The organism is Nocardiopsis sp. KDC1DS13DA1 (assembly GCF_055632325.1).
On record NZ_JBVMUY010000058.1, the window covers coordinates 1 to 25,322 of the forward strand.

19 protein-coding genes and 1 CRISPR repeat array are annotated in these 25,322 nt (G+C 72.9%); of the genes, 6 read left to right on the top strand and 13 right to left on the bottom strand.

Annotated features, from left to right (window positions below; all coding sequences use genetic code 11):
* The 3 genes from ACTVAJ_RS29165 to ACTVAJ_RS29175 form a co-directional block, all read right to left on the bottom strand.
* Positions 1-832: serine/threonine-protein kinase (locus tag ACTVAJ_RS29165; RefSeq protein WP_470391516.1), on the bottom strand; the 832-nt coding region annotated here is incomplete at its 3' end.
* An 830-nt stretch (positions 833-1,662) separates the two neighbouring features.
* Positions 1,663-2,118: direct repeats of the CRISPR family, unit length 29 nt; unit sequence CTGCTCCCCGCGCACGCGGGGATGGACCC.
* 23 nt (positions 2,119-2,141) lie between these two features.
* On the bottom strand, positions 2,142-2,339 hold the full coding sequence (locus ACTVAJ_RS29170) for a hypothetical protein (RefSeq protein ID WP_470391517.1): 198 nt from the start codon (positions 2,337-2,339) through the stop codon (positions 2,142-2,144).
* Between the two features lie 171 nt (positions 2,340-2,510).
* Entirely contained in the window at positions 2,511-3,233 is a 723-nt protein-coding gene (locus tag ACTVAJ_RS29175; RefSeq protein ID WP_470391518.1) for a Crp/Fnr family transcriptional regulator, read from the bottom strand.
* Positions 3,234-3,422: 189 nt separating this feature from the next.
* Here ACTVAJ_RS29175 and ACTVAJ_RS29180 point away from each other — a divergent pair, with 189 nt between their 5' ends.
* The 3 genes from ACTVAJ_RS29180 to ACTVAJ_RS29190 are packed head-to-tail and all read left to right on the top strand — an operon-like array spanning position 3,423 to position 8,991.
* Positions 3,423-5,405 (top strand): dynamin family protein, encoded by a 1,983-nt coding sequence (locus tag ACTVAJ_RS29180; protein ID WP_470391519.1) that lies wholly within the window; start codon positions 3,423-3,425, stop codon positions 5,403-5,405.
* On the top strand, positions 5,402-7,036 hold the full coding sequence (locus ACTVAJ_RS29185; protein WP_470391520.1) for a hypothetical protein: 1,635 nt from the start codon (positions 5,402-5,404) through the stop codon (positions 7,034-7,036). Before ACTVAJ_RS29180 ends, ACTVAJ_RS29185 begins: the two co-directional genes overlap by 4 nt.
* A 2-nt stretch (positions 7,037-7,038) precedes the next feature.
* Positions 7,039-8,991: a dynamin family protein gene (locus tag ACTVAJ_RS29190; RefSeq protein WP_470391549.1), complete on the top strand. Its 1,953-nt coding sequence runs from the start codon at positions 7,039-7,041 to the stop codon at positions 8,989-8,991.
* Between the two features lie 227 nt (positions 8,992-9,218).
* Here the strand turns inward: ACTVAJ_RS29190 and ACTVAJ_RS29195 are convergent, their stop codons facing one another.
* The 7 genes from ACTVAJ_RS29195 to ACTVAJ_RS29225 all read right to left on the bottom strand — a co-directional run bounded on the left by ACTVAJ_RS29195 (position 9,219) and on the right by ACTVAJ_RS29225 (position 17,040).
* Positions 9,219-9,992, bottom strand: a complete 774-nt coding sequence (locus ACTVAJ_RS29195) for a hypothetical protein (RefSeq protein ID WP_470391521.1) — start codon at positions 9,990-9,992, stop codon at positions 9,219-9,221.
* 365 nt (positions 9,993-10,357) lie between these two features.
* Entirely contained in the window at positions 10,358-10,828 is a 471-nt protein-coding gene (locus ACTVAJ_RS29200; protein ID WP_470391522.1) for a hypothetical protein, read from the bottom strand.
* A complete protein-coding gene (locus ACTVAJ_RS29205; RefSeq protein ID WP_470391523.1) occupies positions 10,783-11,208 on the bottom strand; it encodes a hypothetical protein in 426 nt (141 codons plus the stop codon). The genes ACTVAJ_RS29200 and ACTVAJ_RS29205 overlap by 46 nt, the downstream gene beginning before the upstream one ends.
* A 108-nt stretch (positions 11,209-11,316) precedes the next feature.
* The gene (locus ACTVAJ_RS29210) at positions 11,317-11,991 is read right to left on the bottom strand and encodes a haloacid dehalogenase type II (protein ID WP_470391524.1); all 675 of its coding nucleotides are present in this window, start codon (positions 11,989-11,991) and stop codon (positions 11,317-11,319) included.
* A gap of 681 nt (positions 11,992-12,672) precedes the next feature.
* Complete coding sequence (locus ACTVAJ_RS29215; RefSeq protein ID WP_470391526.1) at positions 12,673-13,317, bottom strand: DUF4333 domain-containing protein; 645 nt, start codon at positions 13,315-13,317, stop codon at positions 12,673-12,675.
* Between the two features lie 298 nt (positions 13,318-13,615).
* Entirely contained in the window at positions 13,616-15,364 is a 1,749-nt protein-coding gene (locus ACTVAJ_RS29220; protein WP_470391527.1) for an ABC transporter ATP-binding protein, read from the bottom strand.
* Positions 15,361-17,040, bottom strand: coding sequence for an ABC transporter transmembrane domain-containing protein (locus tag ACTVAJ_RS29225; protein WP_470391528.1), 1,680 nt, complete (start codon positions 17,038-17,040; stop codon positions 15,361-15,363). Before ACTVAJ_RS29225 ends, ACTVAJ_RS29220 begins: the two co-directional genes overlap by 4 nt.
* Before the next feature lie 223 nt (positions 17,041-17,263).
* Here ACTVAJ_RS29225 and ACTVAJ_RS29230 point away from each other — a divergent pair, with 223 nt between their 5' ends.
* Positions 17,264-18,421, top strand: a complete 1,158-nt coding sequence (locus ACTVAJ_RS29230) for a DUF4232 domain-containing protein (protein WP_470391529.1) — start codon at positions 17,264-17,266, stop codon at positions 18,419-18,421.
* 177 nt (positions 18,422-18,598) lie between these two features.
* Here the strand turns inward: ACTVAJ_RS29230 and ACTVAJ_RS29235 are convergent, their stop codons facing one another.
* Both ACTVAJ_RS29235 and ACTVAJ_RS29240 read right to left on the bottom strand, forming a co-directional pair.
* Positions 18,599-19,546, bottom strand: a complete 948-nt coding sequence (locus ACTVAJ_RS29235) for a phosphatidylinositol-specific phospholipase C (protein ID WP_470391530.1) — start codon at positions 19,544-19,546, stop codon at positions 18,599-18,601.
* A 95-nt stretch (positions 19,547-19,641) separates the two neighbouring features.
* On the bottom strand, positions 19,642-20,271 hold the full coding sequence (locus tag ACTVAJ_RS29240) for a TetR/AcrR family transcriptional regulator (RefSeq protein WP_470391531.1): 630 nt from the start codon (positions 20,269-20,271) through the stop codon (positions 19,642-19,644).
* 108 nt (positions 20,272-20,379) lie between these two features.
* Here ACTVAJ_RS29240 and ACTVAJ_RS29245 point away from each other — a divergent pair, with 108 nt between their 5' ends.
* Together ACTVAJ_RS29245 and ACTVAJ_RS29250 are read left to right on the top strand one after the other, a co-directional pair.
* Positions 20,380-23,604: a bifunctional cytochrome P450/NADPH--P450 reductase gene (locus ACTVAJ_RS29245; protein ID WP_470391532.1), complete on the top strand. Its 3,225-nt coding sequence runs from the start codon at positions 20,380-20,382 to the stop codon at positions 23,602-23,604.
* 90 nt (positions 23,605-23,694) lie between these two features.
* Positions 23,695-24,216 (top strand): GNAT family N-acetyltransferase, encoded by a 522-nt coding sequence (locus ACTVAJ_RS29250; RefSeq protein ID WP_470391533.1) that lies wholly within the window; start codon positions 23,695-23,697, stop codon positions 24,214-24,216.
* A gap of 23 nt (positions 24,217-24,239) precedes the next feature.
* Here the strand turns inward: ACTVAJ_RS29250 and ACTVAJ_RS29255 are convergent, their stop codons facing one another.
* On the bottom strand, positions 24,240-25,283 hold the full coding sequence (locus ACTVAJ_RS29255) for an aldo/keto reductase (RefSeq protein WP_470391534.1): 1,044 nt from the start codon (positions 25,281-25,283) through the stop codon (positions 24,240-24,242).
* Positions 25,284-25,322 lie beyond the last annotated feature (39 nt).

A 25,322-nucleotide genomic window follows, 5' to 3' on the forward strand; every position in this document is an offset into this window, starting at 1 on the left:
TGGGTTCGCCGCCCTCCAGGACCGCGACGCACGAGTTCGTCGTACCGAGGTCGATACCGACGGGCCTCGATGAGCGTTTCCCTGTATCGAACGGAATGTCTCGGAGCCGCTCGGCCACCTCTCGGGCGTTCCGCGGACGTTCGCCAGGATCCTTGGCGAGGAGTTCGTGCAGGAGGTGGTCGAGCTGTTCCGGGGCATCCTTCCTCTGGGCCGAGAGCGGGCGGGGCGGTCTGTTCACATGCCCGTGGATGACGGCGGGCATGTCGCCCGTGAAGGGCGGCTCCAGCGTCAACAGTTCGTACAGGGTGCAACCGAGGGCGTAGAGATCGGCCCGGGCGCCGACCGGTCGTGAGTCGAAGCGCTCGGGCGCCATGTAGGGCAGGCTGCCGAGCGCTCCCCGGGTGAGGCCATGGGTGGCGTTGTCCAGCCACGCGATGCCGAAGTCGCAGATCTTCACTCGGCCGTCCGACGTCCTGAAGAGGTTGGCGGGCTTGATGTCACGGTGGATGACACCTGCCCGGTGGGCGGCGGCCAGCCCTTCAGCGACCTGGGCGCCGATGTCCAGAACGGAGCCGAGATCCAGGCCCCGGGTGCGACCGGTGAGTATCCGGCCAAGGTCGTCTCCCCGGAGAAGCTCGAGTACCAGGTACACGTGCTCGTCGTGCCTGCCGATGTCGAACACTTTGGCGATCGAAGGGTGGTCCAGGCGAGCTGCCGCCCGGCCCTCGCGTCGTAGACGGTGCTCCAGTTCCTCGGATTCGTGGTCGAGGACGAGCTTGATCGCCACGAACCGATCGAGGGTGAGGTCCAGGGCACGCCACACCTGGCCCATTCCTCCGTGGCCGAGCCTGGAGTCCAGCCGGTACCTGTCGTTGAGGACTACCCCTTGGCGCATGTACGCCTCGCTTTGTCCATGGGGAAGATTGTGGCGTGTGAAACCCATCGGGGTAAGGGGTCCCGGCTGAAACGGCCGTGTTCGCTCCGACGGAGCGACGGGGCGCTACATGGGCCCGGTTATCGGTCGGCTATAGGAGCCTGGTGGGCGCACGGTCATGCCCAGGGCAGGGCCGTCGGGTCACGGGAGGGCAAAGTGCTCCAGAGGCGGGGGCTGTCTTGCACGGGATCTTGCACTGGGGAGCACACCAGGAGCACACACGCCCCGAAAACGCGTCGAGGACCTCGTTCGAGGCCCCCGTTTACCCCTTTTGAACTGGGGTTTTGTGGCGCACCCGGCAGGATTCGAACCTGTGGCCATCGGATGAGAAGTCCGGTGATCTGGTGCCGCCAGGCGTCATTTCGTGCCGTTTCGTGTCACCCCACCCGATCCGTCGTGCTGTCTGAGGCCGTGGGATGCCGCCGGGTGTCGTGTCAGTACGGAACTGCGGAGCATAAACGGAGCACACACGGCTGGTGGGCGGCGTCCGATGGCACTTCGCGAGGTTCTCGGTGTTGGTGGGGTGTCGAGGGTGTTCTCCGGGGTGAGGTTGTCATTCCGTGGATGATGTGAGGTGATCGGGGTGGACGGACTCTATGATGATGAGCGGGATTTCGTGGCTTATGGGGCTTAGTGTGGATATTTGTTCATTTTTGTTTCTTGTGTCTGATTTTCAACAACTTGCAAATTTGAGCTACCGGAGAGAGTAAAAGTCCAGGTCAGGAAGTCTGCTCCCCGCGCACGCGGGGATGGACCCTGGCGGTACTGCTCCAGACACTTCGCGTGCGGCTGCTCCCCGCGCACGCGGGGATGGACCCATCCCCCCGATGTCTGTATGTGACGGATCAACCTGCTCCCCGCGCACGCGGGGATGGACCCTTCCGCGAACACCCGCGCGCACGGGGCGGATACTGCTCCCCGCGCACGCGGGGATGGACCCAGCTCGCGCGGTGACGACCAGCTGATGTCCTCCTGCTCCCCGCGCACGCGGGGATGGACCCACCACCACCCAGTCCGGCGCCGTGTGGTGCCCCTGCCCCCCGCGCACGCGGGGATGGACCCGAATCCGCGACTGCCACCCCGGGAGGCGAGGACTGCTCCCCGCGCACGCGGGGATGGACCCGGCACCGCCGACGCGGGCGCGTTGTAGGACCTCTGCTCCCCGCGCACGCGGGGATGGACCACATCAGGTCGTCCCAGCGGTGGGTCAAGGCGGTCTGCTCCCCACCCACACGGTGACGGCCGGAGCGAGGGCGGCCGTGGCGGCGGTGACGACCACGGCCCAGGAGGCGGCTTCCCGCCCATCGCGCGTGGTGGGTCCGCCGCCGAGGTGGAGTCCGGCTCCCAGCGCGGCCACGATCGTGACTGCGGCTGTCAGCGCACCGATCCATCCCGCCTTGTTCACGGCATCCGGTCGTGGTCCGTCAGGCCCTGCGGGGCTGGGGGCGGGCAACGGTGGTGAACGGCAGGTGGGCCCATCGCGGGCACTCCGGTTCGGGACGGCCGGTGCGGACACGTTGTGCGGTGCGGGCGGACACCGGCCAGCGGCGCGCCACACCGGTCCCGACCGGTCCCCTCACGCCGGCGGCTGCCCCAGGTGCCGGGTCAGGGCTTGGCTGTCCCGCAGCACCACTCTGCGGTATCCGGTGGTGAGCACACCCTCGTCGCGTAGTTGCCGGATCGCCCGCTCCAGGCTGGGCACCGCCGCGCCGACCAGCGCCGCCAGTTCCGGCTGGGTGAGCGGCAAGCCGATCAGCAACCCGTCGGGCCCCTGCCGTCCGTGGCTGTCGGCCAGTTCCAGCAGTACCCGGCACAGGCGGGCCAGAACCGGGCTGCCGCCCAGGTCCACACGATGGCGGGTGGAGCGGCGCAGCTTGGCGGAGACATAACGGCTCAGCACCAGGGCCGCCTCGGGGTGGGTGTGCAGGAAGCCGAGGAACGTGCGCTGGCCGATGTCGCGGGCGCGGGAGTGCGAGGCGCTGACCACCGTGGCCGAGCGGGTGCCTCCGTCCAGCGCCGCCTGCTCGCCGAGCAGGTCGCCGCCGGCGCGGATCGCCAGGAGCGAGGGACGTCCACCGCCCGTGGTTCCCATGACCTTCACGCAGCCCTCCAGCAGGAGGACCACGTGGGTGGTGCGGTCGCCCTCGATCATCAGCGTGGAACCGGGCTCGTAGGTGCGTGGTGTGCCCAGGCTCAGCAGCGCCCGTTCGGCCTCGCGGGGAAGCGCGCCCAGGAGGGAGACCGACGGCCAGCGACCGGGTGCAGGCAGGTCGGGTTGACCGGTCCACCGTTCACCCATAGCGCCTCCGCTCACGCGATGGGGAAAGCTTAACCACCCCAAAAGCCCCGGAAGCCGCGAAGCGGTGGAACGGTCGGTGGATATTTTCCGACAATCCCTTCATTTTCCGTGTTTCGCAGCCAGCCGGGGCGCTCTACTGGATCTGGCGCAGGGCGGCCACGGGAACGAGGGGAACCTGTTATGGGACGGTTGTCGGACACCAGCGCACAGCACCTGGACTTCGTGGAGCGGCTGGTCGACCTGTTCGATCCGCAGGACCCCAGGCGGGACGCATGGCACTCTCGGATCCGGCACGTCCGCGAACGCCTTGCCGACGACCACTACCATCTCGCGGTGCTCGGGGAGGTGTCCAGCGGCAAGAGCACGTTCCTCAACGCGCTCGTGGGTGCGGAGCTGTTCGCCTCCCACACCCGGCGCACCACGGGTGCCGCGGTGCGGATCTCCCACGGGCCGCGGCTGCGGGTCCTGGCCGACTTCCACGACGGCGGCCACTGGTGGACCGACCACGCCCCGGCGGGGGGCTGGCAGCGGCTGCGCCCGGTCGAGGAGGAGATCGGCGAGGGACTGGACAGCGCGCGGATCAGCCGCCTGCTCGACCGGATGGACGCGCGTCGGGCGTTGGCTGTGCTGACCACCGACCCCACGGTGGCCGCGCGGGTGGCCCGGGTCCGGGTCGAGTTCCCCTCACCGCTGCTCGCCGACGGACTGGTGCTGATCGACACCCCCGGTACGGCCTCGGAGGGGGAGGAGGGCCGCAGACACACCAGGGCGGCCCGCGCGGCGGTCGAGGAGGCCGACGCCGCCGTCGTGGTGTGCCGCCAGGACAAGTTCCTGGCCGCCACACTGGTCGACTTCCTCACCGACAGCCTCGACGAGGGACTCCTGGCCCGGTGCGCCTTCGTGGTCACCCGGGCAGACCAGGCGGAGAACATCGAGGACCTGCACGGGGCGGCCGTGCGCAGGGTTCGCGAGTGTCTGGCTGTGCGGGTGCCCGTGTTGTGGACGGTGCCCGTGATGACCGTGCGGGCCCTGCGCGGGGCCGAGGCCGACCAGGTGTGGCTGGACCGCTTCGACAGGACCGTTTCCTTCCTCCGCGGCCTGGTGGCCCGGCACCGCCCCGCGGCGATCGCCGACACCGTGCTCAGGCTGGTGGACGGGCTGCTCGCCGACCTGGAGACAGGCCTGGGTGCCGAGGTGGAGGACCTGGAGCGACGCCGCACCGCACTGGTCGCCCTCACCCCCGCCGATCCCGGCGCACTGCTCGCCGACGAACTCGGGCAGGCCATGATCGCCCTGTCCGCGGCCGAGGAGGCGGTCCACCGGGACACGGACCGGGCGGTGGAAGGGGCCGAACGACGTGTCGAGCAGGTCATCGGCGCGCTGATCGAGGCGTGCACCACCCACGACGAGGTCAAACGGGCCGCCGAGAACGATCTCGCCCCTCTGGTCGCCTCGGCCGTGGAGAACCTCGTCCGGGAACGGACCGCGACCACCGCCACCGTCCTGCACCGAGAGGCGGAGAGGGCCTGGGCCCGGCTGGAGGAGGCGTTCGGCGCCGTCCACACACGGCTGGAGCGCGTGGCCCCCGACGTCGAAGCGGTGCACGTCGCGTGGCCGTCCTCCGGCACCGCCGTGGCGGTGGCGGACGACACCTTCCAGGGCGCGAGCACCGCCGCCTGGCAGGGCAGGCTCCGCGACGGCGCGACCAGGACGGGTGTGGCCCTGGCCAGCGCGGTGATCGGCGGCATCGTCCTCCCCGGCTTCGGCGTGTTCGTCGGCGGGGTCCTCGGGTCCGTCCTGGCCAACACCGTCTTCGCCCCCTCGGTGTCCAAGGTGAAGAAACGGGTCACGGACGAAGCCGTCGGGGCCGTCGGCCCGCTTTTCGAGGACGTGCGCGGACAGCTGCGCGGCTCCACCGCTCAACGGGCCCGCCGGGCGCGCGAGGAGCTGCACCGGAGGGTGGAGCGCTACCGCGAGGCCTACCTGTCCACCGTCGAAGCGGTCACCGACGCGCAACGGGTCGAGCACGACCTGCTCGACCGCAGGCGCCTGGCCCTGACCCACAGGCGGGAAGAGGCGGCGCTGAGGCGGTCCGCCGTGGCGGACGAACGCCGACGACTGCGTGAGGCAGCCGACACCACCCCCGTCGACCACTTCGGAGGAGAACGATGACCGACCACCTGGCGGACTGGATCGCCGCCACCCGAGACCTGGTGGAGCAGGCGGGAACCGGCGAACTGGTCGCCGAGCTGACCATGATCGCGGCCCATGCGGACCGAGCGGCGCAGCGGATCGCCGTGGCCGGCCTGCACACCCGCGCCCGCGCACGGTTCGTCAACGGTCTGCTGGACCGCCGGGTCCTGCCGTCCGACGTCGGACCCGACGCCCCCGTCCTCATCTCCCCGGGCTCCGACGAGTGGGTGGAGATCCAGACCTCGAACGGATGGGACCGCCGGTCGCCCGTCCCCGGCGAGGCCTGGTGGGAGGAGGGCGATCCTGCCGTGCTGTCCTTCCGCGTCCAGGTCACGGCGCGGGAATCCCCGCTGCCGGAGGGAAGCGAGCTTCTCGTCGCGCCGGGCGAGCCGTCGATGGTCGCCTCCGCCGATGCCGTTGTCGTACCGGTCATGGCCGCCGCCGCCATGTCCCTCCAGGAGACGCGGCTCCTGGCCGACCTGCTCGACCGGGGCCTGACGCCCGACCGCGTGCTGGTCGCCCTCACCCGGCTCGACCTGGTGGACGAGGGGGACCGTGCGGAGGTCACCGCGCACGTGCGCGAGCGCGCGGCGCGGATCTCCCCCGAACTGCGCGTGCTCCCCTCAGACGAGGTCTGGCCGTGGATGCGCCGGGTCCTCGACGAACCGGGCGACGCCCGTGTCCGGCACCTGTCCGGACGGCTGGTCGCGTGCCTGCGCCGCGTGGAGTCCGAGGCCGATCGGGGCCGTGACCGGGTACGGGCCCTGCGCGAGCAGGCGCTGGCCGGGGCCGAGGCCGCCGCTGGGGTGCTCGGCGACGAGTTGCGCTGCTTCGACGGGCTCGGTGAGGACGTCCGGGCCCGGCACAACGAGTCCCTGGCCTGGTTCATGCGCGAACGCGACCGGTTCCGTCACACGCTGGTGCGGGCTCTGGTCCGTGGCGTGGACTCCTCATCCGACCCCCGCCGGTGGTGGGAGAGGGAACTGGGGGAGCGGCTGGAGGCCGAGTTGGCCGAGTGGGACCGCGCCGCGGGCGTCCAGGTGCGCGACGCGGCCCTGACCGACCTGGCGTCCCTGGACGAGGAGCTGTCCGCTGCCTTCGGAGTGCGCCTGGGAGCTCCGGACCGGACACGGGAGTCGGCCGAGCCGCCCCCGGTGGCCGTGGACGACTCCCCGGCCCGGCTCGACCTGCGACGGCGCAGGCTGACCTACCGGATGGGACCGACCGGAGCCGCGGTCCTCGGCGCCCTCATCCTGCCCGGGATCGGTCCGGCGGTGGCGCTCAGCGCGTCACTGGTCGGCACGGGTCTGGCCGAGATCCGGCTGCGCGACCTGGTGGAGGAACAGCGTGAGGCGGTCCGCTCCAAGCTGCCCCCGTTGGTGGACCGGGCCCTGCACGAACACGCCGAGGTGGTGCGGGCGCGTCTGGACGGCCTGTACGGCCACATGCGCGAGGAGGTCGTGCGCTTGAGGGAGGAGCACCGGCGGGGCGCCGCGACGGTCGAGATCCCCTCCGGCGCCTCGCACTGGGACACCGTCGCGGCGCGGGCCGCCGAGCTCATCGCCGTCATCGACACCGCATCGGACCACGACACGAAGGAGAACGGGTGACCATGGACGCCGGATACGAGCGTTTCCAGGGGATGCGCCGGGAACTCGACCAGGCCATCGCCCGCCTCGGCGAGGTGGGCAAGGACATGGGCCAGGAGGCCCTGGCGCACACCGCCGCGGAACTGCGTGAACGGGTGGCCACCGACACCTTCAGCGTGCTGGTGCTCGGTGAGTTCAACGTGGGCAAGAGCACCACCATCAACGCCCTGCTGGGGCACAAGGTCCTCCCGGCCACCGGAAAGCCGACCACGGCGGTCCTCACCGTCGTCGGTTGGGCCGAGGAACGTCGAGCGGTGCTCTACCGGATCGACCCCCACCACCCCGACGGGCTCGACCCGAACGGTGTGTCCGTCCCGGTCGCGGACCTGGACAGGACGATCACGGTGGACGCGGGGCCGGGACGGGCCGACTCCTGGGGAAAGGCCGAGATCGGCTGGCCGCTGGAGCTGTGCCGGCAGGGGGTGGAGATCGTCGACTCCCCGGGCCTCAACGAGAACGCCGACCGGGCCCGCGTCACCCTGGAGTTCGTCAACCGGGCCGACGCGGTGGTGCTCGTCCTCAGTGCGCTGCAGGCGCTGTCGGAGAGTGAGCGTGAGGTGGTCGACCAGCAGCTGCGCGCCTTCAGCCACGACAACATGTTCGTTCTGGTCAACCGGGTCAACCAGGTGGACGAGGACGAGGTGGACGAGGTCGTCGACGATCTGCGCTCCCGGATCAAGGAGTACTGGGGCCTGGGCGAGGACCGGGTGATGTTCGTCGATTCCCTGACCGCGCTCAAGGGCCGCAAGGCGGGCGAACCGGACCGTGTCGAGAGGTCGGGGCTGCCGCGGTTCGAGGAGGAGCTGGAGCGTTTCCTCACCACGAACCGCGGCCGGCTCAAGATCGTCCCCCCGGCCCTCCAGGTGCAGCGGCTGGTCGAGATCGCACGGGCCGACGTGGACGAGATGTCCGCTCTCCTGGACAAGGACGTGGTCCGGCTCACCGAGGAGTACGAGCGCCAGCGGGAGCCTCTGGAGCGCTTGCGCCGGGACCGGGAGAGCATCGGCCGCACCATCGACAACCACCTGACGGCCACGCGTTCCCAGATCGAGGAGGAGGCCTCCCGTTTCCTGCGCTCCACCGCCGCGTTGTGCCCCGTCTGGGCCGAGGAGATGGAGGTGGGCAACGCTGTCACGATGAACCCGCTCAAGGCCAAACAGAACATGGAGGCCATGGTCCGGGAGGTGGTCGACGGACTGAGCGAACGCGTCATCGCCCGTTCCGAGGAGTGGTTGGAGGGGGACCTCGCCGACCTGCTCACCGCGCGCGCCGACGACCTGGAGGAGCGGATCGGCGAGCGCCTGGTCGCCTTCGCCCGGGACCTCGACGATGTCAAGAGCGCCCTGCTGGAGGTGGACGGAGTCTCCCAGCCGGACACGCCGTCCACGTGGTCGCGGATCGGCGGGGGAGTCGGAGGGTTGCTCCTCAACCCCGGCGCCGCCGTGATCGGGACCCAGTTCGGTTTCAAGGAGATGGTCAGGAGCCTGCTGCCGCAGATCGGCATCTCGGTGGCCCTGGCCCTGCTCGGGTTCACCAACCCGCTCTTCTTCGCCGCGGTCCTGCTGGGGGCGGGACTGACGCAGACGCTGGTCAAGTTGGACCGGATCAACCGGAGGATCGTCGAGACCGTGGCCAAGGAGATGGCGGACAAGCTCAGCGAGGAGGCCCGGGAGCGGGCGGGACACATCGCTGTGAAGGCCCACGAACAGCTCGACGAGCAGAGGCGCCGGATCGACCACAACCTCGCCGAGGCGATCGATGCCATCGACGAGCAGGTCCAGTTCGTCCTCGCTTCGCGCGAGGAGGCCAAGGGGTCGGCGGAGCGGGCCCGGCAGCGGCTCTTCGAGATGCGCCGAACCCTCACCGAGGTCGACCGCAGGGCCGCCGCGGTGATCCAGGGCTGGGCTCTGGCCTAGGCTCCGGGCCTGCCCGCCCACCCGTCGCCGACCGGTGGACGCCTCCGGCGCCGCTCCCTTCTCGCCCGGGCGCCCGGGGCCCCGGTCCCGTGGGCGCCCGAGCCACCCCCCGTGGTGCGGCGCCGCGTTCGGGAACGGCTCCCCGTCCGTTCCTCCCGGCGCACCGGAAGCGACGCGCCGGGAGGACCACACCCCTGGGGCCGTGCGGTCCGGCCCGGCCCCAGGGCTCAGGAACCGTCGATCCCGTTCTCGGCCGCGTGGTCCGCACCGGTGGTGTCCTCGGTGAGCCACTGGTCCAACAGCCACCCCGCCCCGGCGCTGGCGGCCCCTCCGGCGGCGTACCGCCCCATCCGCTGGGCGGCCCGGCCCGGCCACAGCCGGGTCCGGCCCGGCCCGGCCCGCTTCACCGGTGCCGTGTCCGGATCCTGCCGGGGCGCGAAGGTCCACGCGTCGCCGGCGAAGTCCTTGGTGGTGACCGTGACTCTGGTGAACGCGTCGGGTCCCAGACCGGGATGTCGCTGCTCCACCACGTCCTGGTAGACGTCGTGCGACATGATCCCGGCCAGGTCCAGGCCCGGTGCCCGGGCCAGGGCGTCGCGCACCGGTTCGGCGTCGCACAGGCGGCACGCCCGGATGACTCCGGTGCCGACCCAGCCGGTGGCGCCCCGTTGGGTGACGCCCTGGCTGACCCCAAGGCGCAGACGTATCCGCCTGCGGCTCAGCGCCCGGCGGTTGACCTGGCCCAGGGCCGCACCCAAACCGCCGAACAGGCGGGGCAGCGCCCGGGGTTCGTCGACCGAGGGCGGCAGCAGCACGAGGAGGCCGTCGCCCTGCTCCTGGATGTCGGTGCCGCGCCCGAGCGTCCCGGCGTGCTCCAGCGAGGTGAACACCACCCGCGCCAGGTGCTCCTGCATCCATACCTGGTCCGCGCCCGCCCGAGCCCCGTAGCGCTCGATGTCCAGCATCAGGCAGATCCTGCGTATCCCTGGCGGGGTCGCCATGCGGGCCTCCTGGCAGCGCCGAAAGGATCTGGGGGAAGCCGGTACCGGCGGAGGGGCGGGGGCTTCTCCCGGCGGTCGTGGTCATTCAACCACGCCGGGCGATCCGCGGGAGTCGGTCTCCCCGGTGCGGTGGAGGAGTGCGGTCCGCCCATGCCGCGGGTGTCGATGGGCGGCGACGGCGGTCCGGTCAGCGACGGCCCCGAGGCGGACCACGACACCGACGTACCCGCGAAGTTCGCGGTACCGGCCGCGGGAATCGCCTACGCGTGAGCCCCGCCGGACCGGAGGTCGTGGCGCGAGCCGGGCCCGGCCGCGGGGGTGGTCGGGGCACGGGGGCCTCGGCGGTGGCGAGGGGAGTGGTGGGTTCAGGAGAAGCCGAACCAGTGGTCGGTGGGGCGTTCGGGGCAGCACCGGGACTCGAAGACGTACACGCCTCCGGCGTCTCCCAGCACCAGCCCGGCGGGGTTGTGCGCCGCGCGGGCCCGCTCACACCAACCGCACTCCGGCCACACCGGCTCCTGGGTCCAGCCCGGATAGCCGCCGACCTTGATCCCGGGCGCGTCGGAGAGGTGGTACCGGTAGCTCCAGCCCGTCTCCCGCCTCAGTCGGTCGAAGCGCTCACACAGGAGGTCGGACAGGTCCTCCGGCAGATCCCCGTCGGGGTACTCGGTCACCCGTTCGGGGTGGACCACGCAGGGGTCGGGGACGTACTCCTTCGACGCTTCGGCGTGCGGGGAGGGTGTGGCCCTGACCTGGTCTACGTCGTGTGAGCTGCGCCAGTACACCCGGGTCAGGGGGCAGCGCAGTTCGCCGTGGTCGGAGGGGCACCACAGCATCTGGAGGAGGTCGAGTCCCGGGGGAAGGGGGAGTCGGGGGCGTGGTCCCGGTGGAGTTGGACGACGGGGACGAGGTAGACCTCTCCTTCGTAGGGCGTATGGCTGTCGGGGTCGTGGTGTTGGCCGTCGTATACGGGACAGGGCTGGTCTTGCGGCCACAGGAGCGGGCCGCCGACGGAGCTGTCCTGGATGGAGGGGCGGCCCGAACGCGGGTGCAGGCGTACCGCTTCCCTGCGCCAGGGCCGCAGCTCGGGGAAGAGCTCCTCGACGTCGACCGGGCGGGCCCGGTACCCGACGCGCGGATCGCGGCCGACCGCGCCCACGTGGTCGAAGCCGGGGCCGTCGTCGGTGCCGTGGACGGAAAACAGCCGCCCGCCCACCGGCAAGCCTCGGGGGAGGGGCCGGGACAACTGCTGTCCCCACCCGTTCCTGAACGGACACACGCCCGAGCCTCCACCGCATCCCGGGCGGCGCACCCTGGGTGGAACTCAGTCGGAGGACAGTTCCAGCAGGCGTTCGGCGACCTGGACGAGATCGGCGCCACTGACGTCAGGCGCCGTGAAGACGTCGCCGTAGCGGCCTTCCAGCCGCTGGCACCAACCCGCGAGACAACCGGCGCGTTTGGCTCCGTGGCAGTCCCAGGCGTGTACCGCGACCAGGGCCATGTCGCCGGGTGATGTGCCGAGTGCGCTGGCCGTCACGCGGTAGACGGACGGCGCGGGTTTCCACGTACCGGCCTTCTGCGCGGTGATCACCTGGTCCACGTGGCGAGCCAGGCCCGCCCGTTCCAGGCAGCGCACCGTGTTCTCCGTGCTGCCGACGGTCAGGCAGCCGACCCGCAGCCCGGCGTCGGACAGCCGGCGCAGCGCCGGTTCGGCGTCGGGATACGCGGGCAGCCTGCCGAACCCCTCGAGTACGTGGTCGATGTCGCCCTCGGTGGCGGTGTGGCCGGTACTGGTGCGCAACGCCTGCCGTGCCACCGGCTCGAACGACCCGTAGTCCCCGGCGAGGGTCAGTGCCATCGAGTCGCGCTGGAAACGCATGAACCACGGTTCCAACAGCTGCGCGGGCTGGCCGATGTCCTCCAGCCGGGCGCGGAGCGGATCCAGGTTCACCAGGGTTTCGAGCACGTCGAAGGCGACGGCGCGCGGGCGGGCGGTCATGGGGCCTCCCTCGGTTCGGCATTCCCTCCGCGCCCGGCCGGACTGGGCCGTGCACCGACAGGATCGATGGAACGCGGCAAGAGGCGCGAGGGTGGGCGGCGACCACGGTGACGGTGACCGACCACGACCTTCGCACCCGGGACCAGGGACCCGGAGCCGACCGGTACGGACACCGGACCTTCGCCCCCGCCCCTGACGTCCGTCCGGAGATCGTGCGCGTCACCCCCGGCCGGGATGCCGCAGTAGGCGCGTGTTGACAGGGAGCCTGCCGGGGGCTGGACCCAGGTGTGGAAGAACCGTCCGACCGCCCGGCGGGATCGTGACCAGTATGCGACCGGTCAGCGTGTTCGCCCAAGCACCCGGCGCCGTGTCCCGTGCCGGGTTCGGCCGTCGGTGGCGGCGTCGCCGCAGGGGGACAGGGCCCCTTCCGGGACCGGTGCCGGTGGCGGCGCGAACGCGTCATCGGGGTGCGTCCGGCCCGCACCGGCGCCGAGCGCCCACACCGGTCGGGCGGACACCGGTGCAGGACCGAACTCCGGATCGCCCGACCGGGCGCCAGGCCAGGCCGAACGTGCGCTGGGAGCGCGGCGCCTCCGGCTTCCCGGCCGCCCTCGGGATCCTCGCGTCCTCATCTGCCGAAGGCACCTGGCCGAACACGCGGTCGGCCCTGGAGGCGAGCTCCTAACGGGGTGTGGGGGCCACCTCGACGCTGATGTTCCACTGGTCGCCCTCGACCCCGGTGAACGTGACGGTGGTGTCGTACTCCGCGCCGGTCGCCGCGTCGGTCATCGTGCAGTCGACGGTCCTGCCGTTGAACGGGTTGACGTTGAGATCCCCGCAGTCGATGTCGGGGCGTTCGCCGACCTGGGCCTCCAACGCGTCCGCGGCCGCCGCCTCGACCGCGGTGACCGCGACCGTGTCCACCGCACCGCCCGAGCCAGCCTGGTCGTCGGGGTCCTCCGAGGCCGCGGCGGGATCCGGCTCGGCCTGCTCGGTCTCCTCAGCGCCCTGCCCCTGCGGGCTTGAGGCCACCTCGACGCTGATGTTCCACTGGTCGCCCTCGACCCCGGTGAACGTGACGACGGCGTCGTACGCGTCGCCGGTCCCGGGGTCGGTCACCGCGCAGTCGACCTCCTCGCCCTCGGCGGCGATGATGCTGTCGTCGCCGCAGTCGACGTCGGGCCGCTCCCCGGTCTGCTGCTCGAGCGCGTCCGCCGCCGCGTCCGCGAGCGCCTCTCCGGAAACCGTCAGGCCGGCGGCGAAACTGCATGCCGAGAGCGAGAGGGCCGCGAACGTCAGCGGCAGGGCGAGTCGGAGGGGACGCACTGTCTGGCCTTTCCATGGGAGGCGTTGCGGGCCGGGATCCGGCCGAGGCGGTCGTTGACCGACTTGGATCGTAGAAGCCTCCTGCACGGATCGTGCACGGCTCATCCGTGCACCGCCGGATCGTGCCGTGCGGGGGGCGGATCATCCCCGGTCCGCCAGGTCCCGCGGAACGGCGGCACCCACGCCGGTGTACAGGGTTCGGGCCCGGGCCGCGTCGTGTGCGTTGTCGACCGGGACCGTCGGCAGCCTCGGGTGGTGACGCCCGCTGATCGCCACCGTCGCCGGGCGGGAGGACACCTCAGCGCCGTTGGGACCAGGCCCTCCACAGCGCGGCGTAGGGTCCGTCCGCCGCCACCAGCTCCTCGTGCGGGCCCGACTCCACCACCCGGCCCCCGTCGAGGACCACCACACGGTCGGCCTCGGCCGCCTGGGTCAGCCGGTGGGCGACCACCAGACCGGTGCGGCCGTCCAGGGCGCGGGCGGCGGACTCCTCCAGTTCGCGTGCGCCCGCGCTGCCCGCGTCGGCGGTCGCCTCGTCCAGGACCGCGATCGGGCGGTCGGCCAGCACCAGGCGCGCCAGCGCGAGCTGCTGTGCCCGGGCCGCGGTCAGGCGGTGTCCGCCCGCGCCCACCACCGTGGCGATCCCGTCCGGCAGTGCCTCGGCCCACGCCCGCGCCCCCACGGTCTCCAGGGCGCGCAGGAGTTCGGCCTCGTCCGCTCCGGGGCGGACCAGACGCAGGTCCTCGGCGAGCGGCCCGGCGAACACGTGCACCTCCTGGCTGACCATCGTGACCGCCTGACGCGCCGCCGCCGTGCCCGTGTCGGCCAGGTCGAGGCCGCCCACGCCCAGCGAGCCCTCCGCGGCGGGGTGGACCCCCGCGACCAGTTTGGCCAGGGTGGACTTGCCCGCTCCGCTCGCCCCGACCAGGGCCACCCGCTCCCCGGGGCGTACCTCCAGGTCGACGTCGGACAGGACGGGGACCTCCGGGAGGTAGGAGTGGCCCACCCCCGACAGGACGAGTGAGCCGTCCGGGGCGGGGAGGGGGCCGGGTTCCTCCTTGGCGGGCAGGTCGCAGACCCCGATCATCCGGGCCAGGCTCGCGCGCGCCTTCTGCGCCTCGTCGGCCAGCCCCAGGGCCGTGTTGATCGGGTTGAACAGGTTGTGGAAGTACAGCGCCGCCGCGGTCGCGGTCCCGATCGTGGCCATATCCCGCTCCACCAGCCAGAAACCGGCGACGAGCACGCCGGAGAGACCGACGAACTCCGCCAGGTTGAGACTGCTGAAGAACCGCGTGGCCACGGCCGTCCCGGCCACGGCCAGGTCAGCGGCCCGCTGCGAGGCCTGGCCGACCCCCCGGGTGTGCGCGTCGGCCAGGCCGAAGGCCCGCACGGTCCGCGCCCCGCTGATCGTGTCGAGCAGGCGGTGCTGGCGGGCGCCCGCCGCGCGGCGGTGCTCGTCGTACACCGGTGCGGCCCCGCGCTGGTAACGGCGCAGCGCGATCACCTGGATCGGTACCGACAGCAGCGCCGCCAGCAGGAACCGCCAGTCCAGCAGCGCCAGCGCGCCCAGGGTGAGGACGATGGTGAGCAGTGCCTGGGCCAGCTGGGGGAAGGCGTCCCGCACGGACCGGGTCACCGCCGTGACGTCTCCGGTGACCCGGGAGGTCAGGTCGCCGGAGCCGGCCAGTTCCACGCGTTCCAGCGGCAGTCGCACCGCCCGGTCCACGAACCGCTCGCGCAGTTCGGCGACCGCGCTCTCCCCCAGGCGTGCCACTCCGGCCACACCCAACGCGTTCCCGGCACCGCTGACCACGGCGACGGCCAGCAGCGCGACGACCGGAACGACCAGCGCGTCGGTTCCGTTCCCCGCCACGACCGCGTCGACGATGCGGCCGAGGAGCGCGGCGGTGGCCAGGCCCACGGCGGTGGCGCCGGTGAGCGCGCCCACGGACCAGAGCGCCGTGGCCCAGCGCTCGCGCAGCAGGGCTTTGACGGTCTCCCGGACCCGGGCGGACGTCGCGGTGGGGAGCAGGTGGTCCGCGCTCACGAGAGCACCGCCCTTCGGTAGGAGTCGCTGTGGCGGGCCAGGTCGGCGTGGCGCCCGCGGGCCGTCACGGTGCCCTCCTCCACCAGGAGCACGGTGTCGGCCGCGTCCAGCAGGGCGGGGCTCGTGGTGACCAGAACCGTGGTCCGGCCCCGGCGCGCGGCCGCCACACGCTCGGCCACACGTGCCTCGGTGACGGTGTCGACGGCGGTGGTCGGTTCGTGCAGGACCAGCACCGGCGGGTCGGCCGCCAGCGCACGGGCGAGCGCGACGCGCTGGCGCTGCCCGCCCGACAGGGACCGTCCCCGCTCGGTCAGCCGGGTGGCCGCGCCGTGCGGCAGTGCGGAGGCGACCTCGTCGGCGGTGGCCGCGACCAGGGCCTGTTCCACCGGCCCCGACGCGGCGACGGCCACGTTGTCGGACAGTGACCCCTCGAAGAGGGCGGCGTCGTGCTCGGCGACCAGGACCGCGCGGCGCAGGTCGGCCAGGGCGAGTGTGGTCGCGTCCACACCGTCCACCTCGACCGAACCGTGCTCGGGGTCCACGTCGCGGGACAGGCAGGCGAGCAGGTCGGCGGCGGCCGCCGGGTCGGGTGCGACCACGCCGACCAGACCGCCGGGGTCGACGGCGGCGTCCACTCCGCGCAGGGTTCCGTGGTGGAGGTCGCGCAGCCGCAGGGCGCCCTCGGGTTCCGCGGGCAGGGCGGCGGTGCCGTCGGGCACCGCCCACGGCGAGTCGAGCACCTCGGCGACCCGGTCGGCGGAGGCACGCGCCCGGGCGAACACGCCGTTGACGAAGCCGAGCCCGCGGAAGGGCCCGTGGAGGTACTGGGCCAGGCCCACGGCGGCGACCAGTCCGCCGACGGTGATGTCGCCCCGCATGGCCAGCACCGCCCCGGCCAGGGCCACGGCCGCGATGAAGCCGCCGGTCAGCGCCAGCACGGCTCCGTCGTGCCCGGCCTGGGCGCGGGAGGCGTGGAGCGCGGCGGTCAGGGAGGCACGGCTGGTGGCGCGGTAGCGGTCCGCGGCGGCGGTCTCGGCGCCCAGACCCTTGACCACGCGCAGACCCGCGACCAGGTCGGCCGCGGTACCGGAGGCCTGGGCGGCACGCTCCTGCTCCCCCTCGCTGCGACGGGCCAGCGGTCGGCCGACCAGATGGGTGAGGTAGAGCAGCGGCGGTGTCCCCAGCAGCACCAGCAACCCCAGGGGGACCGACAGACGTAGCAGGGCCACGGCGCTGACCACCAGGCCGGCCGCGCACGCCACCCCCACGGGGAACCCGCCCACGGCCTGGCCGACCCGTTCGGCGTCACCTGAGGCGATGTTGGTCAGGGCGCCGGGCAGGCGGCCGCGCTCGGCGCCGCCGCGCGCGTCCAGGACCCGGCGGGTCACGCGCAGCCGCAGGTCGTGGGCGGCCTGCTCGGCGGAGCGCTCGGCGATCCGCGCGCCGAAGCGGTAGCTCAACGACAGGACGACGAACACGGCGGCGAGCGCCGCCAGCCAGCCCAGCAGGGCGCGGCCGGACCCGGTGGCCACGGCGAGGTCGATGACCGCGCCGATGACGACCGGGACCAGGGCCTCGCCGGTCTGGTGGCCCGCGGCCAGGGCGGAGGCGCCGGCCACACGGCGGCGCTGGCCCCTGAGGGCGTCCCGCAGTACGGCGCGTCCGGGGGCGCTCACGCGGCGGTCCCGGTGCGCGGTGTCCGATGATCCCGTGTCTGATGGCCGGACATCGCGGCGCGCATGGGGTCCTCCTCGGGGTCGGGGCGGCGTCCAGTAAAGCAAGGCTTGCCTAACAGGGCAACTTCCGGAAGTGCCGGGGCGGCGGGAGGAGCCGACGGGCCGCCGGGCTGGGGTGCGACCCCGGCGCGGGCCCCGGAACGCGAACCGCTACCCTCCCCGCATGGCTGTGACACGAGACCTCCGAGCTCTCTGGCCCGCCGGGCTCACCGCGTCGGCGCTGTGGGTCGGCTGCTCCTACGCCCACGTCCTCCTGGGCGGTGTCGGACCGCATTTCAACCGCGTCTTCGGCTACGCGGTGCCGCGGACGATCCCCACGGTGGTCTGGGGGTGGCCCTCCGCCTGGACCCTCCTGTTCGTGGCCGCCTCGACCGCGGTCCTGCTCGTGGCCTACCTGTTCGTCGCCTCCCTCCTGCCCACCGGGCCCTCCGCGCCCCGCGCGTACCGTCTGCCGGCCCTGTGGTCGGCCGCCGTCGCGGCCGGGGCCACCGCGAGCCTGGCGGCGGTGGCCGGGGCGACCGCGGCGGACCTCGGTATGGGCTCGGTGGCGTTCCTGCTCCTCTCCGACGAGGCCCCCTTCGCGGGGGCCTACTGGGGCCTGGTGTGGGGGTGGCTGCCCGCGCTCCTGGCCCGGAGAGCCTCCGGCGCGCGGCCTCCGGCCCGCGGCGAGGTGGTGACCGGCCGGATCGTCCTGGCGGTCCTGCTCGTCCTGACCGTGCTCCTGTCCGCCGTCGTCTCCGCCGCGGCCACGCGCGACTTCCTGGACCGGCTCGCCGAGGATGGCCTGGATCAGCAGTTCCAGGACACGGGCGCGTCCTCGGCGCCCGAGCCCACCGGGTCTGCCGGGACGGAGACCGTCCCGCTGCCCGAGGTGGCCCCCGGAGTTCCCGAACCCGACCCCGCCTGGTGCGGACCGGAGCAGAGCACGCTGCGTCCGGAGGGTCAACCGGTCCCCGCGACCGGCCACCGGGGACTCCCGGTACGGCTCACGAACGACTCCGACGAGCCCTGCGTCCTGAACGGCTACCCCGACGTGGCCTTCGCGGACGAGGGCGGGGAGGTTCCCGGGGTGACCCTCGTGCGGGGGAGCTCCTTCATGGCCCAGGACGCCGGTGCCGTGGAACTGAGCGTGCCGCCGGGCGGCACGGCGCAGTTCGTCCTCGGTTGGGACGCGATGGCCACGGCGGGCGTGCGCGTCACCTCGGTCCTGTACGTCGCACCGCACGCCGGGATGGTCCGCGAGTCCTGGCCGGTCCCCACCGACATCGCCGAGGGCGGCGAGGTCGCCGTGACGGCGTGGCAGTTGGTGGTCGACGACTGAGGACCCGGCCGGTGCCGTCGGATCCTCCGCCGCGCTGTCGACCGGGCCCGGGCGCCCGGGAGGCAGGGGCTCCCCCTCCTGGCCTGAGGCTCGATCCCCGCCCGCGGCTCCACCCGTCGTGCACAGCCCCGACGCCCGAACGGCGACCCCCCGGGTGACCGTTGCGCACGACCGGCCCTAGACCTGCGGATTGCGGGCCACGACGAGGTCGGTGAGCTCCTGGCTGGGGAAGTCCGCCACCACGACCCCGGTCCGGTGGGCGGTCGAGCCCCGCAGGTGGTCCAGGGCGTGGTCGTTCACCCCCCACAGGCCGAACGCGCCCCAGGCCACCTCCCGCGGGTTGGCCCACGGGGCGCCGCTGCCGCTGAGGTGGTTGACGTACAGGACGTCCTGCGGGCCCGAGGCGGCGGCGTCGAGGTGGGCGCGCGCCTTCTCCCACTTGTCGGGGATGTCGAACAGGGTGGGCACCCGGTAGTCGTCCTGGATGTCGAGGGCGCTCCCGTTCCACCGGACGCCGTAGTCGCGCGTGGCCGCGAAGTCCTGCACGACCACGATCCGCCCCCGCGCCTCGCCCAGGTCGGGCACGCGGTCGCCGCCCGGCTGCCCGGGAACCCACAGGTGTGCGGCGAGCAGGTCGCGGGTGTCGGGGTTCCGACCGATGTAGTGCTCCAGGGTCTCCTGGTAGGTGCGGGTGTTCTCCTCCTCGGTGTGCTCCTTCTTCATCCGCATCAGCACCGTCTCGGTGGGGTTCCGGGCGAGGAAGGCGCTGACGTCGCGCACGACGTCGGTGAAGTTGAGGTGGAGGTACTCGGCGCCGTGGTGGATGGTGAACGCGTCCCGGTAGTGGCGCGTGCGCACGTCCAGGAAGCGCACGCCCGAGTCGAGCTGGCCGGTGAGCGTCAGGTCCTGCGTGCGCGACCACACGCTGCCGGTCCACGCGCCGCTGTCGTGGGTGCCCGGCAGCGACAGCGCGGTCAGGCGGGTGGTGTCGGGCAGGCGTCCCATCCACGAGGTGCGTGCGGCGGTGGCCGCGGACGCGGACGCGGGCGGGGGAGCGGCCAGGAGGCCGAGCGCGGCGGTCAGCGTGGCGCCCAGTACGGCGCGTCGTCGGGGGGCTGACGGCATGGGGGGTGTCCTTCGCCGGTGGGGGACGGGCGGGCCGCGGGGGCCGCCCCGGTCGCCGTCCACCCTGACACGCGCCGCCGCCCGTGGCCATCCTCCTAGGACCGGAAGGCGGGGGAGGGCGTGTAGCCGCCGAGGGCCAGGGCCGTGGTGGCGGCGACCAGCTGGTCGAGGCACGTGCGCTCGGCGGCCTCGTCCGGCTCCGCCAGGTGCTGGTTGATCATCCCCTCCAGTCCGCACAGGAGGAAGCGGGCCACGGACTCGACGGGCACGGCGAAGGCCACCCCGTGCCGACGGCCGATGGTGCCCAGCAGCTCGGCGGCCACCGCGTACATGTTGGCGTTGTGCTCGGCGATGGCGGCGCGCAGCACGGGATCCCGCAGGGACTGGACGCACAGTTCGATCCACAGCAGCTTCTCCGCCGTGTCCTCGCGCACGTCGCGCCACAGCTCGGCGACGGTGTCGGCGACGTCTCCGCCGAAGCTCTCGCCGCCCGTGCGCTCGGCGGTGGGGCGGACCCGGTCCACCACCCGGCGGCTGAGTTCGTCCATGATCGCCCGGGTGAACTCGGCCTTGGAGCCGAACACGTAGTGGACGGTCATCTGCGCCACGCCCAGTTCGGCGGCGATCGCCCGCGTGCTGCCCGCCGCGGCTCCCTCCCTGGTCATGAGGTCGATCGCCGTGTCGATGAGCTGTGCGCGCCGTCGGGCCGCGGGGACGTGTGCCATGGCGCCCATCGTACCGAGGGCACCACCCCTACTTGTAACCATGACTTGGTCATGTAACTTTGTCATGTGACAAAGTCAGTCGTATTCCTTGAGTCCGAGGGGGACACCATGACATCCGCACCGATGCTCGCCCCGATTCCCGAACCCCAGGGCCTGCCCCTGCTCGGCCACACCCTGGAGATCGCCGGACAGCGCGGATTCGTCGGCGGCCTGGCCCGGATGCACCGGGAGACCGGCCCGATCATCCGCGTCCGCGTGCCCGGGGAGGAGTTCCTCAGTGTGACCGGCGCCGACCTGGTGGCCGAGGTCTGTGACGAGACCCGGTTCCGCAAGGGCGTCCACGACGCCCTGCTGTTCCTGCGCACCATGGTCGGGGACGGACTGTTCACCGCCTTCAGCGACGAACCCAACTGGCGCAAGGCCCACGACATCCTCATGCCCGCCTTCTCCCTGGGCGCGATGCGCGACTACCACGACACGATGCTCGACGTCGCGCGCGGCCTGCTCGCCAAGTGGGACCGGGCGGGCGACGGGCCCGTCGACGTGGTCGGCGACATGACCCGGCTCACCTTCGACACCATCGGCCGCTGCGGCTTCGGCTACGACTTCGGCTCCTTCGACCGCGACGACCTGCACCCCTTCGTCACCGCCATGGCGGGGAGCCTGGGGTACGCCCAGAAGCGCAGCACCTACCTGCCCGGCACCGAACCCCTCCACGTCCGGGCGAACCGTTCCTTCCACGCCGACGTCGCCTACATGAACACCACCGTCGACGAGGTGATCGGACGGCGCCGCCGCTCGGGTGACACCGACACCTCCGACCTGCTCGGGCGGATGCTGCACACCCCGGACCCGGTGACCGGCGAACTCCTGGACGACGTCAACATCCGCAACCAGGTGATCACCTTCCTCATCGCCGGACACGAGACCACCAGCGGCGCCCTGTCCTTCGCGCTGCACTACCTCACCAAGCACCCCGAGGTCCTCGCCCGGGCCCAGGCCGAGGTCGACGCCCTGTGGGGCGACACCGACCTGCCCGAACCCACCTACGCCGACGTGGGCCGGCTCCCGTACGTCCGCCAGATCCTCAACGAGTCCCTGCGGCTGTGGCCCACCGCACCCGCCTTCTCCGTGGAGCCCCTGGAGGACACCGTGGTCGGCGGCCGCCACAGCGTCCCCGCGGGCACGCCCCTGGTCGTCTTCATCCCCGGGCTGCACCGGGAACCGGAATGGGGCGACAACGTCGAACTCTTCGACCCCGACCGCTTCGCTCCCGACCGGGCCGAGGCCCGGCCCCCGCACGTCTTCAAGCCGTTCGGCAACGGTGAACGCGCCTGCATCGGCCGCCAGTTCGCCCTGCACGAGGCGGTCATGGTGCTGGGTCTGCTCATCCACCGCTACCGGTTCATCGACCACGCCGACTACGAGCTCAGGGTCAAGGAGACCCTGACCGTCAAACCCGACGGGTTCACGCTGCGCCTGGCCCGCCGTACCGGCGCCGACCGGACACGCGCCGCCACCCCGGCGCCGGCCGCCGCCGGGCCCGCCGCGGGAACCGACGCCGCCGGCACCGCCACGACCCGCCGCGCCCCCGGCACGGCGTTGACCGTCCTGTACGGCTCCAACCTCGGTACCTGCGCCGCGATCGCCCGCGACCTGGCCGAGGACGCCGCCGAGCACGGCTTCGCGCCCATCACCGCCACCCTCGACCAGTCCGTCGACCGCCTCACCGAGGACTCGGGCCCCGTCCTGGTCACCACCGCCTCCTACAACGGCAGGCCCACCGACGACGCCGCGGAGTTCGTCAGCTGGCTGGAGGGGCTGGACCCCGGGGCGCTGGACGGGGTCGAGTACGCGGTGCTGGGCATCGGGGACCGCAACTGGGCGGCCACCTACCAGCGCGTCCCCACCCTCGTCGACGACCTCCTGCACGCCGCCGGCGCCACCCGTCTGGGGCCGCGCGGCGAGGCCGACACCTCCGGTGACTTCGCCACCGCCGTGGACGCCTGGACGGCCTCCACCCGGGCACTCCTGCTGGACCGCCACGGCGAGGAGGTCGCGGGCGCACCCTCCGCGGAGGCGGACCGCGACGGCGCCCAGGCCCCGCCCTACACCGTGACCGACGCCGCCGCGTCCGCGGGGGAGGAGCTCGCCCACCACCACGGCCTGCGGCCCATGCGGGTGCTGGAGACGGGTGAACTGGTCGACACCGGCCATCTCCTGGGCCGGTCCAAGCGGTTCGTCCGCCTCGAACTTCCCGAGGGCGTCGCCTACCGGACCGGCGACCACCTGGCCGTCCTCCCGAGCAACGCCCCCGAGCTGGTGCGCCGGGCCGCCGCCCGCCTCGGCCTGGACCTGCGGCGCACGGTGCGGATCACGCCCCGGCGCCGGACCCGCGGCGCACTGCCCGTCGACCGACCCCTCACCCTGGAGCGACTGCTGTCGGACTACGTCGAACTCCAGGCGCCAGCCACCCCGGCCCAGGTCGCGGTCCTGGCCGAACACACGCCCTGCCCGCCCGAGCGCCGTCCGCTCCTGGAACTGGCCGGGCTGTCCGACGACGACTTCGCCGGGCGGGTGACGCGACCGGGCGTCAGCGTCCTGGACCTGCTGGAGGACCACCCCTCCTGCCAGCTCCCCCTGGAGCACTACCTGGGGATGCTCCCGGAGCTGCGCCCCCGCCGCTACTCGGTCTCCTCCTCCGCGGACGCCCACCCGGACACCGTCGACCTCATGGTCGCCGAGCTCACCGGGCCGCACCGCCGGGGCCGGGGGACCTACCACGGGACGGCCTCCCGGCACGCGGCCCGCCTGGCCCCCGGGGACACCGTGCAGGCGCGCGTCCTGCCCTGCGCCGACCGGTTCCGGCCGTCCCGGGACGGCACCCCGCTGATCATGGTCTGCGCCGGCACCGGTCTGGCGCCCTTCCGCGGCGCGGTCGCCGACCGGGTCCACGCGGGTGCGGACGGCACCGCCCTGCTCTACTTCGGGTGCGACCACCCGGACGTGGACTTCCTGCACCGCCAGGAGCTGGAGTCGGCCGAGCGGTCCGGCGCGGTCAGCCTCCGCCCCGTCTTCAGCGAGGCGCCGGTGGACGGCGCCCGGTTCGTGCAGCACCGGCTGGTGGCCGAGGCCGCCGAGGTCTGGTCGCTGCTGGAGCAGGGCGGCCGCGTGCACGTGTGCGGGGACGGGCGCGCCATGGCGCCCGGGGTGCGCGACGCCCTCGCCCGGATCCACCGGGAGATGACGGGGTCGGACCACGCGGGGGCGCGGCGCTGGCTGGACGGCCTCATCGCCTCCGACCGGTACGTGGAGGACGTCTGGTCGGGATGACCGCCCAGGTCACGGTGGGTCCGGCGGATATCGCACGTATGTGCGGCGGCCCCCTGTCGCGGCCGGGCCGTCCGGGTTACCGTGGATCGTATGAGCCTTGAGCTGCCGACCGAACGACTCCTCATCCGGGAGTGGGAGCTGGACGACGCGGAGGCGGCCCTGCGCATCTACGGGGCCGAGGAGATCGCGCGCTGGCTGACGCCGGAGTGGCAACCGGTGACCGACATCGACGCGATGCGCTCGGTGCTGCACGCCTGGATCGAGGCGGGGCCCAACCTGGTTCCGCCCGCGGGCCGGTGGGCGATCGTGCGCGTCTCCGACGGCGAACTGGTGGGAGGACTCTCACTCAAACTGCTCCCGCCCTTCGAGGAGGACTTCGAACTCACCTGGGCGATCCGCCCCGACCTGTGGGGCCAGGGGTACGCGAGCGAGGCCAGCCAGGCCGTCTCGGACTGGGCCTTCAAACAGGGCATCGAGGAGCTCTTCGCGGTCGCGCGGCCGGACAACGAGCGGGCGATCTCGGTGGCGCGCCGGCTCGGCATGGAGTGGGTCGGCGAGACCGAGAAGTACTACGGCATGCGCCTCCAGGTGTTCCGCATGCGCCCCACCTGACGGACACGGCCGCCCGCGCGTGTTCACGCCTTGGCGAACATCGGCGGGTCCAGCCGGGCGAAGCCCTCCTGCCGGTGGTACGGCGAGCGGGGGTAGGGCGGTTCCTGGTGGCTGACGGCGTCCAGGCGCGCCACCTGTCCGGGGGTCAGCTCCCACCCGACCGCGCCCAGGTTCTCGCGCAGCTGGTCCTCGTCCCGCGCGCCGACGATCACGGAGGAGACCGTGGGCCGGCGCAGCAGCCAGTTCATCGCCACCTGGGGCACCGTGCGTCCGGCCTCCTCGGCGACCTCGACCAGGACGTCGACCACGTCGAACAGGAGTTCCTCGTCCACGGCGGGCCCCAGGGACGCGGTCCGGTGCAGGCGGCTGCGCTCGGGCAGCGGCGCGCCGCGCCGGATCCGCCCGGTCAGACGCCCCCACGCCAGCGGGCTCCACACCAGGGCGCCGACCCCCTGGTCGGCGGCCAGCGGCATGAGCTCCCACTCGTAGTCGCGGCCCACGAGCGAGTAGTACACCTGGTGGGCGACGTACCGGGGCAGGTGCAGGCGGTCGGCTGCGGCCAGGGCCTTCATCAGCTGCCACCCGGCGTAGTTGGACACGCCCACGTAGCGGACCTTGCCGTCGCGCACCAGGGTGTCCAGCGCGGACAGGCTCTCCTCGACCGGGGTGGCGGCGTCGAACCCGTGCAGCTGGAGCAGGTCGACGCGGTCGGTGTCCAGGCGGCGCAGCGCCCGTTCGGTGCTCTCGATGATCCGTGAGCGGGACGTGCCCGCGTCCTGGGGGCCCTCGCCCATGGGCAGGCCGAGTTTGGTCGAGACCAGGGCCTGGTCGCGGCGGCCGCGCAGGGCCGCGCCCAGGGCCTCCTCCGCGGCGCCGTCGGAGTAGACGTCGGCGCTGTCGAACAGGGTCACCCCCGCCTCCAGGGCGATGTCGACCAGGCGGCGGGCCTGGCGGTGGTCGTTGGTGCCCCACTCACCGAACAGGGGCCCCCGTCCGGCGAAGGTTCCCGTTCCCAGGCTCAGTTCGGGCACGCGCAGGCCGCTCGCACCCAGGGTTCGGTACTGCATGACGATCCTCCCTCAACCACTAACGGGTCTTTGGTTCCG